Here is a 16,810-nt window from a genome sequence, read left to right as displayed (position 1 = left end):
GCCTACCGGCCGAGCGGAGATCGGCTCCCCCCATATCAGGGCGGTCCGGCCCCGTCCGTGCCCCTACGGGCGCCCGTACGTCCGTACGTCTTCGGTGGCAGTGTGCGAGAGGCTCTTCTTACAGTGGGGCAATGCGCACTGGTGAGCCCCTGCCCGCCGTGGGGGACGTCCTGGCCGCCCTCGCCACCGGGACGTGGCACTGGGACACCTCCACCGGGCTGGTCGCGGTCGACGCCGAGGCGGCACGGCTGCTCGGGCTGCCCGCCGAGGACGTCACCCTCACCGAGGCCCAGGTGCGCGCCCGCCTGCACCCCGTCGACTGGAACGAGATCACCGGTGTGGTGCAGCTCGCCGCCGCCGAGGGCACCCTCGCCGAGGTGCGCGTCCGGATCATGGACGAGCGGGGCCGGATCATCCGGGTGGTCCGCAGCCGCTCCCGCCCCGCCTACGACTCCCGCAAGAAGGCGTACGAGCTGATCGGCACCCTCCAGGAGGTCACCGAGCCGACCCCCGGTTCCCCCGCGGGGCGCAGCGCGGTCACCGGGGACTGGCGGCGCTCCCGGGAGGCGTTCCTGCTGGACGCCGGCCGCGCGCTGGCCGAGGCGCGCTCCACCGCCGAGGTGCTGCGGGTCGCGGCGGGGCTGGCGATGCCCGGCTTCTCCCCCGACGGGCTGGCCGTCTTCGGCGTCGAGGCCGACCATCTGACGATCATCGGCCACCACGGGCAGCAGCAGGGCGACGAGGTCCCCTTCGTGCACATGACCCTGGACACGGACTATCCGGCCGCCGAGGTGATCCGCACCGGCCGGGCCGTCTATCTGTCCTCCCCCGAGGAGTACCGGGCCCGCTATCCGCTCACCTGGAAGCTGGCCCAGCGCTTCGGCCGCCGCTCCTGGGCGTTCCTGCCGCTGACCGCCTCGGGCCACACCATGGGCGCCTGGATGGCCGCCTTCACCTATCCGGTCGCCTTCACCCCCGACGAGCGCTCGGTGCTGACCACGGTCGCCCGCATGCTCGCCCAGGCGCTCTCGCGGGCCGGGACCGCCGAGACCGAGCGGGAGCTGAGCGAGGGCCTCCAGCGCTCGATGATGCCCACGACGGGCCCCGCCGTCCCCGGCATGGAGGTGGCGGCCCGCTACGTCCCCACCGGCGGCGGCCTCCAGGTCGGCGGCGACTGGTACGACGTGATCCCGCTGCCCGGCGGGCCCGCCCGGAACCGCGCGAAGGACGGCGCGGGCAGGTTCGCCCTGGTCATCGGCGATGTCCAGGGCCATGACGTGCGCGCCGCCGGTCTGATGGGGCAGCTGCGCATCGCCCTGCGCGCCTACGCCTCCGAGGGCCACCGCCCGGACGCGGTGCTCACGCGCGCCTCGCGCTTCCTGCACGGCATCATCGATGAAAGCGCCGACAGCGCCGGCAGTGCCGACGACGCCGACATCGCCATCAACGACCTGCGCTTCGCGACCTGCCTGTACGCCGAGGTCGACCCGCGCACCGGGGTCCTGGAGGTCGCCCGCGCCGGGCACCCGGACCCGGTGATCCGCATGGCGGACGGCACCGTCCTGCAGCGGCCGACGGCCGGCGGGCTGCCCCTGGGTGTCGACCCGGACGCCGACTACCCCACCACCCGGTTCGTGCTGGAGCCCGGCGAGACCATGATGATCTGCACGGACGGTCTGATCGAGACCGGCGGCCATGACCTGGACACCGGCTGGCAGCGGATCCGCACCATCCTGGAACAGCACGAGGGCGACGCCGAGGAACTGGCCGACGCGCTCGTGCAGGCGGTGCACGGACCCTCCTCGCACCACACCACGGGTCCGCTCGCCGACCGCCGCGAGGACGACATCGCCGTACTGCTGCTGAGCCGGCACCCGGACGGCCGGGACGCGGCCGCCGTCCGCCCGGAGGTCCGGCGCACCCTGCTGACCGTCGCGCAGGCCGAGCCGGAGCGGGTCGCGGTGGCCCGGCAGCAGCTGCGGGAGCTGCTGCACGACTGGTCGTCCGCCGACCAGGTGGACTCGGCGGTGCTGCTGCTGTCCGAGATGCTGACCAACGTGCTCGTGCACACCGACACCGACGCTCTGGTGCTGGCCGAGGTGAGCGGGGAGCGCGGCGAGCGGCGGATGCGGGTGGAGGTCAGCGACGCGGGCGACGACCTGCCGCACAAGCGCCGGCCGGGCGAGCTGGCCTCCTCGGGGCGCGGCCTGGTGCTGACCGAGCTGCTGGCGGACGCCTGGGGGGTCGAGCCGCGCGGCGAGGGCAAGAGCATCTGGTACGAGCTGTACGAGCCGCCGCGCGACAAGCCCTGAGCAGCCCGGCGGACGACCGGGCAGGGGGCGGCTACGCGTACCGCTGCCGCAGTTCGTGGACGATCCCGGAGGCCGCCGCCGTCAGCGGCACCGCCAGCAGCATGCCGACGATCCCGGCGACCGCCGCCCCCGCGGTGATCGCCAGCAGCACGGCCGCCGGATGCAGCTGCACGGTCCGGCTCTGGATCACCGGCTGGAGCACATGCCCCTCCAGGACCTGTACGGCGAGCACCACGCCGAGCGCCCAGAGCGCGACGACGAACCCCCGGTCGGCGAGCGCCACCAGCACGGACACCGCCCCGGAGATGAAGGCCCCCAGATAGGGGATGTACGCGCCCACGAAGACCAGCGCGCCCAGCCCCAGCGCGCCCGGCACGTCCAGCAGGACCAGGCCGAGGGTGATGCACACGGCGTCGATGAACGCGATCAGGGTGGTCCCGCGCATGAAGCCCTCGACGGCGGCGAAGGCGCGGCGCGCCATGGCCTCCGCCGTGTCGGCGCTCTGCCCGGGGGACAGCGAGCGCAGCGCGCGCAGCGCCCGGCCCGAGTCGCGCAGGAAGAAGAAGACGAGCAGCAGCGCCAGCACCGCCATCGCCAGGTACTCGGCGATCATGCTGACCCCGCTGATGACGTTGGAGACGGCCGTCCCGCCGAACTTCGACAACAGGTCGCGGCCGTGTGCGGCGAGGTCCTTGAGGGAGGTGCCGGCCGCCCCGAAGTGGTCGGCGAGCGACCGGGCCGCGTTCTCCAGCGAGGAGGCGATCTGCGGTCCGCTGTCGATCAGGGCGAGGGCCACGATGTAGCCGACGCCGCCGACGACCACCAGCACGGCGGCGCAGGTGATCCCGGCCGCGAGCGAGCGGTTCAGCCCGGCCCGCACCAGCCGCCGGAACAAGGGCCGCAGCAGCGCGGTCCCGAGCAGCGCGAGGAGTACCGGCGTGACCGTCGTACGGAAGGTCACGCACAGCCGCACCACGACCCACACCACGCCGGAGACGAGCAGCGCGACGGCGCACCAGGCGGCAAGGCGCCTCACGGGTTCGGGCAGCAGTCGCACCCCACCAGCGGACCACGCGCCGGGCGCGCTGTCCTGCACGGACGGCCCGCCCGGGTGACCGGTGCGGCGGGGCGTACGCGGGGCGCGCAGCGCGCCCCGGGGACACCCCACCCGTACCGCGGACCGCCCGCGTCAGTCCCGCGGACCGCCCGCGTCAGTCCCGCGGACCGCCCGCGTCAGTCCCGCGGACCGCCCGCGTCAGTCCCGCGGACCGCCCGCGTCAGTCCCGCGGACCGCCCGCGTCAGTCCTGCGGACCGTCCGCGGTCATGCCGTGCACGGCCGGGACCGTGCCGAGGCGGCCCTTCTGGAAGTCCTCGAAGGCCTGCTTCAGCTCGTCCTGGGTGTTCATGACGAACGGGCCGTAGTGGACCATGGGCTCCCGGATCGGCCGGCCGCCCAGCAGGACGACCTCCAGGTCCGGGGTGCGGGAGTCCTGCTGCTCGTCCGCGCGGACGGTCAGCGAGGAGCCCGCGCCGAAGACCGCCGTCTGCCCGGTGCGGACCGGGCGCCGGTCGGTGCCGGCGAAGCCCTGGCCCGCGAGGACGTAGGCGAGGCCGTTGAAGTCCTCGCGCCAGGGGAGCGTGACCTCGGCGCCCGGGGCGAGCGTCGCGTGGATCATGGTGATCGGGGTGTGGGTGATGCCGGGCCCCGCGTGCCCGTCCAGCTCACCGGCGATGACCCGCAGCAGCGCGCCGCCGTCGGGAGAGGTGAGCAGCTGGACCTGGCCGCCGCGGATGTCCTGGTAGCGCGGGGCCATCATCTTGTCCTCGGCGGGCAGGTTCACCCACAGCTGGAGGCCGTGGAAGAGGCCGCCGGACAGGACGAGGGACTCCGGGGGCGCCTCGATGTGCAGCAGGCCGCTGCCCGCGGTCATCCACTGGGTGTCGCCGTTGGTGATGGTGCCGCCACCGCCGTGGGAGTCCTGGTGGTCGAAGGTCCCGTCGATGATGTAGGTGACGGTCTCGAAGCCGCGGTGCGGGTGCCAGGGGGTGCCCTTGGGCTCACCGGGCGCGTACTCCACCTCGCCCATCTGGTCCATCATGATGAACGGGTCGAGATGGCGGTAGTTGATCCCGGCGAACGCCCGGCGCACCGGGAAGCCCTCGCCCTCGAAACCGCTGGGCGCGGTCGTGACGGCGAGCACGGGCCGTGCCACGGCGTCGGCGGGAGCGGTCACGCGGGGCAGCGTCAGCGGGTTCTCGACGGTCACTGCAGGCATGTCGGTACCTCCTTGTGCGCTCACTCTAGTTGAGCATTCAACTTTCTGCCAGCCACAACGGAGACGGGCCGGGAGGCATTCCCCGCGGAGGGGTCCGAGGAGGCCGGGGCGATGGAGCGACGGGGGCGCGGGAGCGGACACGACGAGGCCCGGGGGCGCCCCTGGCGCACTCCCGGGCCGTGTACCGGAAGAAGCGTGCTCAGCCGTACATGCGGCGCATGGCGAAGTCGACCATCTGTTCGACCGCCTTGGCGTCGAAGACCATCCGGTGCTCGCCCTCCATGTCGAGGACGAAGCCGTACCCCGTGGGCAGGAGGTCGATGACCTCGGCACCGGTGATCACGAAGTACTTCGACTCCTTGCCCGCGTACCGGCGCAGCTCCTTGAGGGAGGTGAACATCGGGATCACCGGCTGCTGCGTGTTGTGCAGCGCCAGGAAGCCCGGGGTGTCGCCGCGCGGGCAGTACACCTTGGAGGTGGCGAAGACCTGCTGGAAGTCCTCGGCGGCCAGCTGTCCGGTGGTGAAGGCGCGCACCGCGTCGGCCAGCGACGGCGGCGACGGCTCCGGGTACAGCGGCGGCTGCTGCCCGTATCCGCCCCCGGGCATCTGCTGCTGCGGCGGAACGTAACCCTGCTGTGCGCCCGCGCCCGCGCTCTGGTCGTAGCCGTACATGGACCAAAGACTACTGAGTCACAGATGGCCCGCTCGGGGTTGCTTCTTATTACCGACGGGTAGCATCATCGGAGTTACTAGTTGGTACGTGAATGCGAGGAGTCAGTGCCTCGCCGAGTCCTCAACGGGAGCCGTCGCCATGGGGCACTACAAGTCGAATCTCCGTGACATCGAGTTCAACCTCTTCGAAGTGCTCGGGCGCGACAAGCTCTACGGCACCGGGCCGTTCGAGGAGATGGACACCGAGACCGCGCGCAGCGTCCTGGAGGAGCTGACCCGCCTGGCCGAGAACGATCTGGCGGAGTCCTTCGCGGACGCCGACCGCAACCCGCCGGTGTTCGACCCCGAGACCAGCACCGCGCCGGTCCCGGCGAGCTTCAAGAAGAGCTACCGGGCCTTCATGGACTCGGAGTACTGGCGGCTCGGCCTGCCCGAGGAGATCGGCGGCACCACCGCCCCGCCGTCCCTGATCTGGGCGTACGCGGAGCTGATCCTCGGCGCCAACCCGGCCGTCTGGATGTACTCCTCCGGCCCGGCGTTCGCCCGCATCCTCTTCGAGGAGGGCACCGAGGAGCAGAAGAAGTGGGCCCGGATCGCGGTCGAGAAGACCTGGGGCTCCACCATGGTCCTCACCGAGCCCGACGCGGGCTCCGACGTGGGCGCCGGCCGCACCAGGGCCGTCCAGCAGGAGGACGGCTCCTGGCACATCGAGGGCGTGAAGCGCTTCATCACCTCCGGTGAGCACGACATGGAGGAGAACATCCTCCACTACGTCCTCGCCCGCCCCGAGGGCGCCGGTCCGGGCACCAAGGGCCTGTCCCTCTTCCTGGTGCCGAAGTACCTGTTCGACTTCGAGACCGGCGAGCTGGGCGAGCGCAACGGCGTCTACGCCACCAACGTCGAGCACAAGATGGGCCTCAAGGCGTCCAACACCTGCGAGATGACCTTCGGCGACCGCCACCCCGCCAAGGGCTGGCTGATCGGCGACAAGCACGACGGCATCCGCCAGATGTTCCGCATCATCGAGTTCGCCCGCATGATGGTCGGCACGAAGGCGATCTCCACCCTCTCCACCGGCTACCTCAACGCGCTGGAGTACGCCAAGGAGCGCGTCCAGGGTCCCGACCTGGCGAACTTCATGGACAAGACCGCGCCCAAGGTCACCATCACGCACCACCCCGACGTGCGCCGCTCGCTGATGACGCAGAAGGCGTACGCGGAGGGCATGCGCGCCCTGGTGCTGTACACCGCCTCCGTCCAGGACACCATCGCGGTCAAGGAGGCGAACGGCGAGGACGCCAAGGCCGAGCACGCGCTGAACGACCTGCTGCTGCCCATCGTCAAGGGCTACGGCTCCGAGAAGGGCTACGAGCAGCTCGCCCAGTCCCTCCAGACCTTCGGCGGCTCGGGCTTCCTCCAGGAGTACCCGATCGAGCAGTACATCCGCGACGCGAAGATCGACACCCTCTACGAGGGCACGACCGCGATCCAGGGCCAGGACTTCTTCTTCCGGAAGATCGTCCGCAACCAGGGCGCCGCGCTGAACTCGCTCGCCGAGGACATCAAGAAGTTCCTGGCGCTGGCCACCGGCGGCGAGGAGCTGTCCGGGGCCCGCGAGCACCTGGCCAAGGCCGCCGTCGAGCTGGAGGCCGTCGTCGGTCTGCTGCTGACCGACCTGGCCGCCACCGAGCAGGACGTCAAGAACATCTACAAGGTGGGCCTGAACACCACCCGCCTGCTGCTGGCCTGCGGTGACGTGGTCGTCGGCTATCTGCTGCTCAAGGGCGCGGCGATCGCGGCGGAGAAGCTCCAGACCGCCTCCGCCAAGGACCGCGCCTTCTACACCGGCAAGATCGCGGCGGCCAAGTTCTTCGCGGCGAACGTCCTGCCCGGCGTCACGCTGGCCCGCAAGCTGGCCCAGAACGTCGACCTGGACCTGATGGAGCTGGACGAGGCCGCGTTCTAGGGCCTGTCGTCAGATTCCCGTCGTCCGCCCCGCGCGGACCGCGCGGGGTCCCGACCGGGCCGTACGGGGTCCGCTCCCGGAGGAGGGAGCGGACCCCGTCGTCGTTAAGGTGAGGTCATGCGCACGAACCGGCCCTTCGACCGTGGCCACACCGACGACCTGATGTCCTTCCTGGCGGCCGCCCCGTCGCCGTACCACGCCGTGGCGAGCGCCGCGCAGCGGCTGGAGAAGGCCGGCTTCCGGCAGGTCGCCGAGACGGACGAGTGGGACGGCACCAGCGGCGGGAAGTTCGTGCTGCGCGGCGGCGCGATCGTCGCCTGGTACGTCCCCGAGGGCGCCGCCGCGCACACCCCCTTCCGCATCGTCGGCGCGCACACCGACTCGCCGAACCTGCGCGTCAAGCCGCTGCCCGACTCCGGGGCGCACGGCTGGCGCCAGATCGCCGTGGAGATCTACGGCGGCCCGCTGATGAACTCCTGGCTCGACCGCGACCTGGGCCTGGCCGGGCGGCTGACGCTGCGCGACGGCTCCACCCGCCTGGTGAACGTCGCCCGTCCGCTGCTGCGCGTCCCGCAGCTCGCCATCCACCTGGACCGCACGGTCTCCACCGAGGGACTGAAGCTGGACAAGCAGCGCCACCTCCAGCCGGTGTGGGGCCTCGGCGACGACGTCCGCGACGGCGACCTCGTCGCCTTCCTGGAGCAGGAGGCGGGCCTGGCGGCCGGCGAGGTCACCGGCTGGGACCTGATGACGCACTCCGTGGAGGCGCCCGCCTACCTGGGCCGCGACCGCGAGCTGGTGGCGGGCCCGCGCATGGACAACCTGCTCTCCGTGCACGCCGGGACGGCCGCGCTGGCCGCCGTGGCGACCGGGTCCGGCGCGGCGGACCTGCCGTACATCCCGGTCCTGGCCGCCTTCGACCACGAGGAGAACGGCTCCCAGTCCGACACCGGCGCGGACGGCCCGCTGCTCGGCGGCGTCCTGGAGCGTTCGGTGTTCGCGCGCGGCGGTGCGTACGAGGACCGGGCGCGCGCCTTCGCGGGCACCGTCTGCCTGTCCTCCGACACCGGCCACGCGGTGCACCCCAACTACGCCGAGCGGCACGACCCGACGCACCACCCGCGCGCGGGCGGCGGCCCCATCCTCAAGGTGAACGTCAACAACCGCTACGCCACCGACGGTTCGGGCCGGGCGCTGTTCGCGGCGGCCTGCGAGAAGGCGGGCGTGCCGTTCCAGTCGTTCGTCTCCAACAATTCCATGCCGTGCGGCACCACGATCGGCCCGATCACCGCGGCCCGGCACGGCATCAGGACCGTCGACATCGGTGTCGCGATCCTCTCCATGCACAGCGCCCGCGAACTGTGCGCGGCCGACGACCCGTTCCTGCTGGCCAACGCGCTGGTGGCGTTCCTGGAGGGCTGAGCGCGCGGCCCATGGGCGCCGCCCCCGCATGTCCATCCGGCCCCGGGGTACCCGGAGTTGACCGGAGGGGACCGGAACGGCCGGAACCACCGGATCCGAACCGGACCTGGAACCGGGCTAGGAGGCGACACTCATGGGCCTCGGCGGGTGCATCATCCTCATCGCCGTGGGAGCCATCCTCACGTTCGCGACCGACTGGCACATGCAGGGGGTCAACCTGCACCTGGTCGGCGTCATCCTGATGATCGTCGGACTGATCGGCGTCACGACGTTCAGCAGCATCGCGCGGCGCCGCCGCGTCATGGTGCCGCCCGCGACGACCGTCGTCGAGGAGGAGCGGCACCACACCACACGTGACGGTTACAGCGACGGCTACGGTCTCTGACCGCGCCGCCGCGGGCCGGAGCCCACACGGGCTCCGGCCGGTGTCCGGGCCGGGCGGGGGCCCGGCCCGTCAGGCGTCCAGACCGGCCAGCACGAGCGGCAGCCGGTCGGCGCCGTCCCCGGCCAGCCGGACCGGGACGCCCCAGTCCTGCTGGTGCACATGGCAGGCCGGGTACGGGTTGTCCGGATCGTCGTCGCAGGAGGCGGCCATCGCGGAGACGTGCAGGACGCCTTCCCCGACAGCGGGGTTCAGCTCCAGGGCGCGGGCCAGGTCGGTGCCCGCGCCCTCGCCGTCGAGCAGCAGCTCGGGCGGGGTGGCGGAGACCAGCAGGCGGGTGGAGGGACCGTAACGGGTGTCCAGCTTCTGGCCCTTCGGCGCCTGGAAGATCACGTCCAGCCGGAGCCGGCCGGGGGCGACCTCGGTGGCGGCGCGGCGGGTGCGGTGGGCGACGGCCTGCACCCGTACCGCCTCCTCGGGCAGACGCAGCCGGGTCAGCCGGTGCCGGGCCGACTCCACCACCACGATGTCGTCGCCGTCGAGCACCGCGTCGCTGGGCTCGCGCAGATCCGTGGCGAGCGTGGTGACCTCGCCGGTGGCGGGGTCGTAGCGGCGCAGGGCGTGGTTGTAGGTGTCGGCGACGGCCACCGAGCCGTCCGGCAGGGCGGTGACCCCGAGCGGGTGCTGGAACAGGGCCTGTCCGGCGGCGCCGTCGCGGTGGCCGAAGTCGAACAGGCCGGTGCCCACGGCCGTGTGCACCGAGCCGTCCGCCTCCACCCAGCGCAGCGCGGAGGTCTCGGAGTCGGCCAGCCACAGCCGCTCGGGCGTGGCCGCCAGACCCGACGGCTGCGCGAACCACGCCTGGTCGGCGGGGCCGTCGACCAGGCCCTCGTTGGTCGTGCCGGCGGCGACGGACACGGTGTGCCCGGCCGGGTCGTACGTCCACAGCTGGTGCACGCCCGACATGGCGATCCACACCCGGCCCTGCCACCAGGCCACGTCCCAGGGCGAGGAGAGGTCGGTCTCGCGGGCCGGCCCGGCGGTCGGTGAGCCCTGCCACCACTGGCGGCCGGTCCCGGCGAGGGTGGTGACCTCGCCGGTGGCCGGGTCCAGGCGGCGCAGCGCGTGGTTGACGGTGTCGGCGACGACGACCGAGCCGTCGTCGAGCAGGGCCAGCCCCTGCGGCTCGCTGAAGCAGGCCGTGGCGGCGTCGCCGTCGGTGAATCCGCGCGTCCCGGAGCCGATCCGGCGCAGCTCGCTCTCCCCGTCCCCGGCCAGCTCCACGAGCTGGTGCCGGGTGGTGTCGCTGACCAGGAAGGTCCCGGCGGGCAGGCGCAGCGCCTTGCCGGGGAAGCGCAGGGTGGTGGGCTCGGGCTCCGGCGGTACGTAGGGCCCGTCGCCGCGCCGCAGGGTGCCCTTGGCGGTGTGCTCGGCCTCCAGCTCCTCGACCAGCCGTTCGATGGCGTGCGCATGGCCCTCGCCCGCGTGCTGGGCGACGACATAGCCCTCCGGGTCGATCACGACCAGCGTCGGCCAGGCCCGTACCGCGTACTGCTTCCAGGTGGCCAGCTGCGGGTCGTCGAGCACGGGGTGCTCCACGCCGTACCGCTCCACGGCGTCGACGACGGCCCGGTGCTCGGCCTCGTGCGCGAACTTCGGGGAGTGCACGCCGACCACGACCACCGTGTCGCGGTGTTTGTCCTCCAGCTCGCGCAGCTCGTCCAGGACGTGCAGGCAGTTGATGCAGCAGAAGGTCCAGAAGTCCAGCAGGACGATGCGTCCGCGCAGGTCGGCGAGGCTGTACTGCCGTCCGCCGGTGTTCAGCCAGCCGCCCTCGCCGGTCAGCTCGGGGGCGCGGACACGGGCGCGTCGCGGGGTCGGGGTCGGGGCCGGTTCGCTCATGCGTCAAGGGTGCCACCGGCCGGCCGCGCTCAGCCCGTCGGCCTACCGGCGGCGTCGGGCGGGCCCGGCCGGGGAAGCCGTGAGGCATGAGATTCCTCGTACGCGACCGGATCCTCGGCATCGGTGACGACTACTGGATCGAGGACGAGCACGGAGACAAGGTCTTCCTCGTCGACGGCAAGGCGATGCGGCTGCGGGACACCTTCGAGCTGAAGGACGCCCGCGGCCGGGTCCTGATCGACATCCACCAGAAGATGTTCGCGCTGCGGGACACGATGGTGATCGAGCGGGACGGGGAGGCGCTGGCGAAGATCCGCCGCAAGCGGCTGTCGCTGCTGCGCAACCACTACCGGGTTTCCCTGGCCGACGGCACCGAGCTGGACGTCAGCGGCAAGATCCTCGACCGGGAGTTCGCCGTCGAGTACGACGGGGAGCTGCTGGCCGTGATCTCCCGGCGGTGGCTGAGCGTCGTCGAGACCTACGGCGTCGACATCGTGCGCGACGACGCGGACCCGGCGCTGCTGATCTCGGTGGCGGTGTGCGTGATCCACCTGGCGGAGAAGGAACGGGACGAGGGCTGATCCGGCGGCCGGACGGGCGGGTCCGCCGGGCGGGCCGGGTGCGTGGGGCGGGCCGGGTGCGTGGGGCGGGCCGGGTGCGTGGGGCGCGGCTCGCCCACCGGCTGCCCGCGCAGGGCGGTCCCGGGTACGCGGGGCGCGGGGGTGCCGGGAGCACGCGGGCCCTGGCCCCGGCCCGGGTGCAGGGCTGGGGCGCCGGGCCGGGTGCAGGGCTGGGGCGCCGGACCGGGACGACCGCCCGGTCGCCGGGTCAGAGGACCCGGTCCTTGAGGGCCGGGAACTGCTCGCGGGTGCGTGCCACCTTCGCGGGGTCGAACTCGGCGCGCAGGACCTCCTCGTCCGCTCCGGCCTCCGCCAGCACCTCGCCCCAGGGATCCACCACGATCGAGTGACCGGCCTGGGGAACCCCGGCGTGGGTCCCGGCCGTTCCGCAGGCGAGCACGAACGCCTGGTTCTCCACCGCCCGCGCGCGGGCCAGCAGCGTCCAGTGCGCCCGGCGGCGCTCCGGCCAGCCCGCCGGGACGACCAGGGTCTCGGCGCCCGCGTCGACGAGGCCGCGGAACAGCTCGGGGAAACGGAGGTCGTAGCAGGTCGCCACACCGACGACCGTCTCCGGCAGCCGGACCGCGACCAGGTCCCGGCCGGCCCCCATCAGCACCGCCTCGCCCTGGTCGAAGCCGAAGCGGTGGATCTTGCGGTAGGAGGCGGCCAGGTCTCCGGACGGAGTGAAGACGAGGGAGGTGTTGTAGAGGGTGCCGTCGATGTCCCGTTCCGGCACCGAGCCGGCGTGCAGCCACACGCCCGCGTCGGCCGCGGCCGCGGCCATCGCCTCGTACGTCGGCCCGCGCAGCGGCTCCGCCGCGCCGTCGAACTCGTCGAAGGCGAAGGCCCCGGTGGTCCACAGCTCCGGCAGCACGACCAGATCGGCGGCGGACTCCGCGCGTACCAGCGAGGCCGCGCGCCGCCGTCGTACGGCGACCGATTCGCCCTCGTCCACGGCGATCTGGATCAGAGAGGCGCGCACACTACCACCGTCCTGGCAATCGAGTTGTCCCGACGGGCCTACGATCGTCACACGAAAGCACTGCCGGGGTGCCTCACAGCAGCGTAACTTGGGGATCCCCCCTGTCTCGAAGCGGAGCGAGAGCCCGGGGGATGCCCAAGCCGCCCGCCGACCGCCACCACTCCCCACTGGCAATGCCGCCACAACCTGACCGTGTACCGACCGCCGAGGGGTCCCGTTCCGTGAGTCTGCATCCCACCCTCCAGCCCTACGCCGATGCCTGGACCCACTCCGTCGAGGCGATATCCGAGCTGGTGCAGCCGCTCGTGGAGGGCGAGTGGAACCGGCGGACCCCCTGCCCGGGATGGTCCGTCCGCGACATCGTCTCGCATGTCATCGGCATGGACTGCGAGGCGCTGGGCGACCCGCGCCCCATCCACGCGCTGCCGCGCGACCTGTTCCACGTCACCAACGAGCACCAGCGCTACATGGAGATGCAGGTCGACGTCCGCCGTCACCACACGGCGCCGGAGATGACCTCCGAGCTGGAGTACACGGTCATCCGCCGCAACCGGCAGCTGCGCAACGAGTCCCGCGACCCGGGCGCCAAGGTGCGCGGCCCGCTCGGCGCGGACATCACCCTGGAGGAGTCGATGCGCTACCGCGCCTTCGACATCTGGGTGCACGAACAGGACCTGCGCGCCGCCCTCGGCCGCCCCGGCGACCTCGACTCGCCCGGCGCGTACGTCGCCCGGGACCATCTGCTCGGCGCGCTGCCGGAGGTCGTGGCGGTGCGGGCGGACGCGCCGCGCAGTTCGGCGATCGTCTTCGACGTGCACGGCCCGGTGGAGTTCCTGCGCACGATCCGCGTCGACATCCAGGGCCGCGGCACCCTGGAGACGGCGCCCGCGCTGGGCCCGGCGGCGGCCCTCTCCCTGGACTGGGAGACGTACGTCCGGCTGGCCTGCGGCCGGACCACCCCGGAGGCGGTGGCGGACCGGGTGAAGACGGAGGGCGACCCGGAGCTGACGGCGGCGATCCTGCGGAACTTCACGGTCACGCAGTAGGAGGCAGCAGGAACCGGCGCTCGGGCCCACGGCGTGACGCCGGTCCCCGCCGCGGACCGGACCGGACCGGCGTCCGGTGGGCGGGCTCAGGCGGGGACGTGCACCGACTCCACCCGGCTCGCCACCAGCCGCTCCCGCTCCCGGCGCGCCGCCCGCCCGCGCAGCCGGAGGATCTGGCTGACCCCGAGCGCCTGGAGGACGAACACGGCGCAGAAGGCGACCGTGTAGTCGTCGTCCGTCGCGTCCAGCAGCACACCGATCGCGAACAGTGTCGTCATCGAGGCGATGAAACCGCCCATGTTGGTGATGCCGGAGGCGGTGCCCTGCCGCTCCGCCGGATTGGCGGGCCGGGCGAAGTCGAACCCGATCATCGAGGCCGGGCCGCACGCCCCGAGCACCGCGCACAGCGTCACCAGCAGCCACATCGGCGCGCGTTCGCCCGGGTAGAGCAGGGTCGCCGCCCACATCGCGGCGGTCACCGCGACCGTGCCGAGCGCCAGCGGCAGCCGGGCCGCGTGGTGCCGGGCGACGATCTGGCCGTAGACCAGGCCGACGGCCATGTTCGACAGGACGACGAGTGTGAGCAGTTCACCGGCCGTGCCGCGCGACAGGCCCTGCGCCTCCACCAGGAAGGGCAGGCCCCACAGCAGCAGGAACACCATCGCCGGGAACTGCGTGGTGAAGTGCACCCACATGCCCAGCCGGGTCCCCGGCTCGCGCCAGGACGCGGCGATCTGCCGGCGCACATAGGCGGCACCCTGATGCGGCACCGGCTCCGGCTCGTGGCCCTCGGGGTGGTCCTTCAGGAAGAGGACCAGCAGCACCAGCACCACCGCACCGGCCAGGGAGCTGCCCGCGAAGGCCGCCGTCCAGCCCACCCCGTGCAGCAGCCGGGCCAGCACCAGGGTGGAGACGAGGTTGCCCGCCATGCCGACGAGCCCGGCGAGCTGCGCCACCATCGGCCCGCGCCGCGCCGGGAACCACCGGGTGCCCAGCCGCAGCACGCTGATGAAGGTCATGGCGTCGCCGCAGCCGAGCAGCGCCCGGGAGGCGAGCGCGGTGCCGTACGACGCCGAGAAGGCGAAGCCGAGCTGACCGGCCGTGAACAGCACCACGCCGATGCCCAGCACCTTCTTGGTGCCGAGCCGGTCGACGAGCAGGCCGACGGGTATCTGCATGCCCGCGTAGACCAGCAGCTGGAGGATGGAGAAGGTGGACAGCGCGGAGGCGCCCACGTGGAAGCGGTCGGCGGCGTCGAGTCCGGCGACGCCCAGCGAGGTGCGGAAGATGACCGCGACGAAATAGACGGCGACACCTATGCACCACACGGCGACGGCCCGCCGGCCGCCCGGCGGATCGCCGGGGAGGGCGACGGAGGCCGTCGTACCGGCCGTGGAGCTCATCGGACCTCACCCCGCGCCAGGTGCGAGAACCAGCTGACATGCCGGTGGACGACCCCGACGGCCGCCTCGGCGTCGCCGTCGCGCAGCGCCCGCAGGATCTCCTCGTGCTCGGCGAGCGTCTTGGCGATCCGGTCGGGGTGCGAGTGCAGGACGGCCACGCCCATGCGCAACTGCCGGTCGCGGAGCTGGTCGTAGAGGCGGGAGAGGATCTCGTTGCCGCCGCTGCGGACGATCTCCGCGTGGAAACAGCGGTCGGTGACGGAGGCCGCCGCGAGGTCGCCCGCCGCCGCCTGCTCCTTCTGCTGCTCCAGCAGCTCCTCCAGCCGGGCGATGAGGGCGGGCGGGGCCGGGACGGCCTTGCGCGCGGCGTGCTCCTCGACCAGCTGCCGGGTCTCGACGACGTCCGCGATCTCCTGGGCGGACACCGGCAGGACCAGCGCTCCCTTCTTCGGGTACAGCTTGAGCAGCCCCTCGACCTCCAGGCGCAGCAGCGCCTCGCGCACCGGAGTGCGGGACACCCCGACCGCCTCGGCCAGTTCGCCCTCGGTCAGCAGGGTGCCGCCCTCGTAGCTGCGGTCCAGCACCGCTTGCTTGACATGGGTGTACACACGGTCGGCGGCGGGGGGCTGCTTCACTGCCAGGCTCATGCCGACAGCATAGATACAACACGTACGCGCCATGGATGCCGTCCAGCATGCGGACCGGCCGCCGCGATCCGCACGCTTCCCCTCGTTTTCCCCTCGTCCCGTGAACAACCAACTGTGCTACTTACGTGTCCTACAGATGCGGCCCCTCTTTGGTTGTCCCACAACTCGGCCGCACCACAGGGTCTTTCGACATAATCGGGGTATCTCACTTGAAAACCGGCATCCAGGCCACCCGACTCCGCAGAGCCGCAGCCGTCGCCCTGACCTCCGGCGCGGTGCTCGCCGCGGCAGCGCTGACCGCGGCCCCCGCGCAGGCCGTCGCCACGCCCTCGATCGCGGCCAAGGGCGGCTACGCGATGAACAACGCGAACGGCTCCTCGCTGTACACGAAGAACGCGGACACCCGGCTGTCCACCGGCTCCACCACGAAGATCATGACCGCCAAGGTCGTGCTGTCGCAGCGGGGCCTCGACCTCAATTCCAAGGTCACCATCCAGAAGGCGTACAGCGACTACGTCGTGCGCAACAACGCCTCCCAGGCCCACCTGATCGTGGGCGACAAGGTGACCGTGCGCCAGCTCCTGTACGGGCTGATGCTGCCCTCGGGCTGCGACGCCGCCTACGCGCTGGCCGACAAGTTCGGCTCGGGCAAGACCAGCTCCGCCCGCGTCTCGTCCTTCATCGGCAAGATGAACGCCGCCGCCAAGGACCTGAAGCTGAAGAACACGCACTTCGACTCGTTCGACGGCATCGGCAAGGGCAAGAACTACTCGACGCCGCGCGATCTGACGAAGATCGCGAGCAGCGCCATGAAGAACTCCACGTTCCGCTCGATCGTGGCGACCAAGTCGTACCGCGCCAAGACCGTCACCAAGACGGGCTCCACGCGCACGATGGCGGCCTGGACCAACACGAACACCCTGCTCGGCAGCTACAAGGGCGCCATCGGCGTGAAGACCGGCTCCGGCCCCGAGGCCAAGTACTGCCTCGTCTTCGCCGCCACCAAGGGCAAGAAGACCGTCATCGGCACGGTCCTGGCCTCCACCTCCGTCAACCAGCGCGGAACCGACGCCACCAAGCTCCTCAACTACGGCTTCGCCCGCCTGGGCTGACCCGGCCGACGAAGCGAAGGGCTCCCGCCGGTACCCGGCGGGGGCCCTTCTCCGTCCCTCCGGCCG

General features: G+C 72.3%; 14 protein-coding genes. 7 read left to right on the top strand and 7 right to left on the bottom strand.

Going from position 1 to position 16,810, the window contains the following annotated elements; genetic code table 11:
* The first annotated feature begins 131 nt into the window (after positions 1 to 131).
* Positions 132 to 2,312 carry a SpoIIE family protein phosphatase gene (locus tag A8713_RS16195; RefSeq protein WP_064534205.1) on the top strand — a complete coding sequence of 727 codons (2,181 nt, stop codon included), beginning with the start codon at positions 132 to 134 and terminating at the stop codon, positions 2,310 to 2,312.
* A gap of 31 nt (positions 2,313 to 2,343) precedes the next feature.
* On the opposite strand, the gene A8713_RS16190 is transcribed toward A8713_RS16195, so the two are convergent.
* The 3 genes from A8713_RS16190 to A8713_RS16180 form a co-directional block, all read right to left on the bottom strand.
* On the bottom strand, positions 2,344 to 3,369 hold the full coding sequence (locus A8713_RS16190) for an AI-2E family transporter (protein WP_064534203.1): 1,026 nt from the start codon (positions 3,367 to 3,369) through the stop codon (positions 2,344 to 2,346).
* Between the two features lie 242 nt (positions 3,370 to 3,611).
* Positions 3,612 to 4,589, bottom strand: a complete 978-nt coding sequence (locus tag A8713_RS16185) for a pirin family protein (protein WP_078531181.1) — start codon at positions 4,587 to 4,589, stop codon at positions 3,612 to 3,614.
* Between the two features lie 199 nt (positions 4,590 to 4,788).
* On the bottom strand, positions 4,789 to 5,262 hold the full coding sequence (locus A8713_RS16180; RefSeq protein ID WP_018569113.1) for an SseB family protein: 474 nt from the start codon (positions 5,260 to 5,262) through the stop codon (positions 4,789 to 4,791).
* 139 nt (positions 5,263 to 5,401) lie between these two features.
* Here A8713_RS16180 and A8713_RS16175 point away from each other — a divergent pair, with 139 nt between their 5' ends.
* The 3 genes from A8713_RS16175 (at position 5,402) to A8713_RS16165 (ending at position 9,035) form a co-directional block, all read left to right on the top strand.
* Positions 5,402 to 7,228 (top strand): acyl-CoA dehydrogenase, encoded by a 1,827-nt coding sequence (locus A8713_RS16175; protein WP_064534202.1) that lies wholly within the window; start codon positions 5,402 to 5,404, stop codon positions 7,226 to 7,228.
* A 117-nt stretch (positions 7,229 to 7,345) separates the two neighbouring features.
* The gene (locus A8713_RS16170; RefSeq protein ID WP_064534200.1) at positions 7,346 to 8,650 is read left to right on the top strand and encodes a M18 family aminopeptidase; all 1,305 of its coding nucleotides are present in this window, start codon (positions 7,346 to 7,348) and stop codon (positions 8,648 to 8,650) included.
* 133 nt (positions 8,651 to 8,783) lie between these two features.
* Complete coding sequence (locus A8713_RS16165; RefSeq protein ID WP_018569116.1) at positions 8,784 to 9,035, top strand: DUF6458 family protein; 252 nt, start codon at positions 8,784 to 8,786, stop codon at positions 9,033 to 9,035.
* 69 nt (positions 9,036 to 9,104) lie between these two features.
* Here A8713_RS16165 and A8713_RS16160 read toward each other — a convergent pair whose 3' ends face one another.
* Positions 9,105 to 10,934: an NHL domain-containing thioredoxin family protein gene (locus A8713_RS16160; protein WP_064534198.1), complete on the bottom strand. Its 1,830-nt coding sequence runs from the start codon at positions 10,932 to 10,934 to the stop codon at positions 9,105 to 9,107.
* 86 nt (positions 10,935 to 11,020) lie between these two features.
* Between A8713_RS16160 and A8713_RS16155 the strand changes: the two genes are divergently transcribed.
* Complete coding sequence (locus tag A8713_RS16155; protein WP_018569118.1) at positions 11,021 to 11,515, top strand: LURP-one-related/scramblase family protein; 495 nt, start codon at positions 11,021 to 11,023, stop codon at positions 11,513 to 11,515.
* A 247-nt stretch (positions 11,516 to 11,762) separates the two neighbouring features.
* Here the strand turns inward: A8713_RS16155 and A8713_RS16150 are convergent, their stop codons facing one another.
* Complete coding sequence (locus A8713_RS16150; RefSeq protein ID WP_064534196.1) at positions 11,763 to 12,536, bottom strand: carbon-nitrogen family hydrolase; 774 nt, start codon at positions 12,534 to 12,536, stop codon at positions 11,763 to 11,765.
* A 221-nt stretch (positions 12,537 to 12,757) separates the two neighbouring features.
* Between A8713_RS16150 and A8713_RS16145 the strand changes: the two genes are divergently transcribed.
* Positions 12,758 to 13,582, top strand: coding sequence for a maleylpyruvate isomerase family mycothiol-dependent enzyme (locus A8713_RS16145; RefSeq protein ID WP_064534194.1), 825 nt, complete (start codon positions 12,758 to 12,760; stop codon positions 13,580 to 13,582).
* An 86-nt stretch (positions 13,583 to 13,668) separates the two neighbouring features.
* On the opposite strand, the gene A8713_RS16140 is transcribed toward A8713_RS16145, so the two are convergent.
* Positions 13,669 to 14,985, bottom strand: a complete 1,317-nt coding sequence (locus tag A8713_RS16140) for an MFS transporter (protein WP_064534192.1) — start codon at positions 14,983 to 14,985, stop codon at positions 13,669 to 13,671.
* Positions 14,982 to 15,632 (bottom strand): GntR family transcriptional regulator, encoded by a 651-nt coding sequence (locus A8713_RS16135; RefSeq protein WP_064534190.1) that lies wholly within the window; start codon positions 15,630 to 15,632, stop codon positions 14,982 to 14,984. Before A8713_RS16135 ends, A8713_RS16140 begins: the two co-directional genes overlap by 4 nt.
* A gap of 209 nt (positions 15,633 to 15,841) precedes the next feature.
* Here A8713_RS16135 and A8713_RS16130 point away from each other — a divergent pair, with 209 nt between their 5' ends.
* Positions 15,842 to 16,744, top strand: a complete 903-nt coding sequence (locus tag A8713_RS16130; protein ID WP_064534188.1) for a D-alanyl-D-alanine carboxypeptidase family protein — start codon at positions 15,842 to 15,844, stop codon at positions 16,742 to 16,744.
* Positions 16,745 to 16,810 lie beyond the last annotated feature (66 nt).

This window comes from Streptomyces sp. SAT1, assembly GCF_001654495.1.
In the GTDB taxonomy this organism is placed as follows: Bacteria; Actinomycetota; Actinomycetes; order Streptomycetales; family Streptomycetaceae; genus Streptomyces; species Streptomyces andamanensis.
This window is presented reverse-complemented; position numbering and strand designations above follow the sequence as displayed.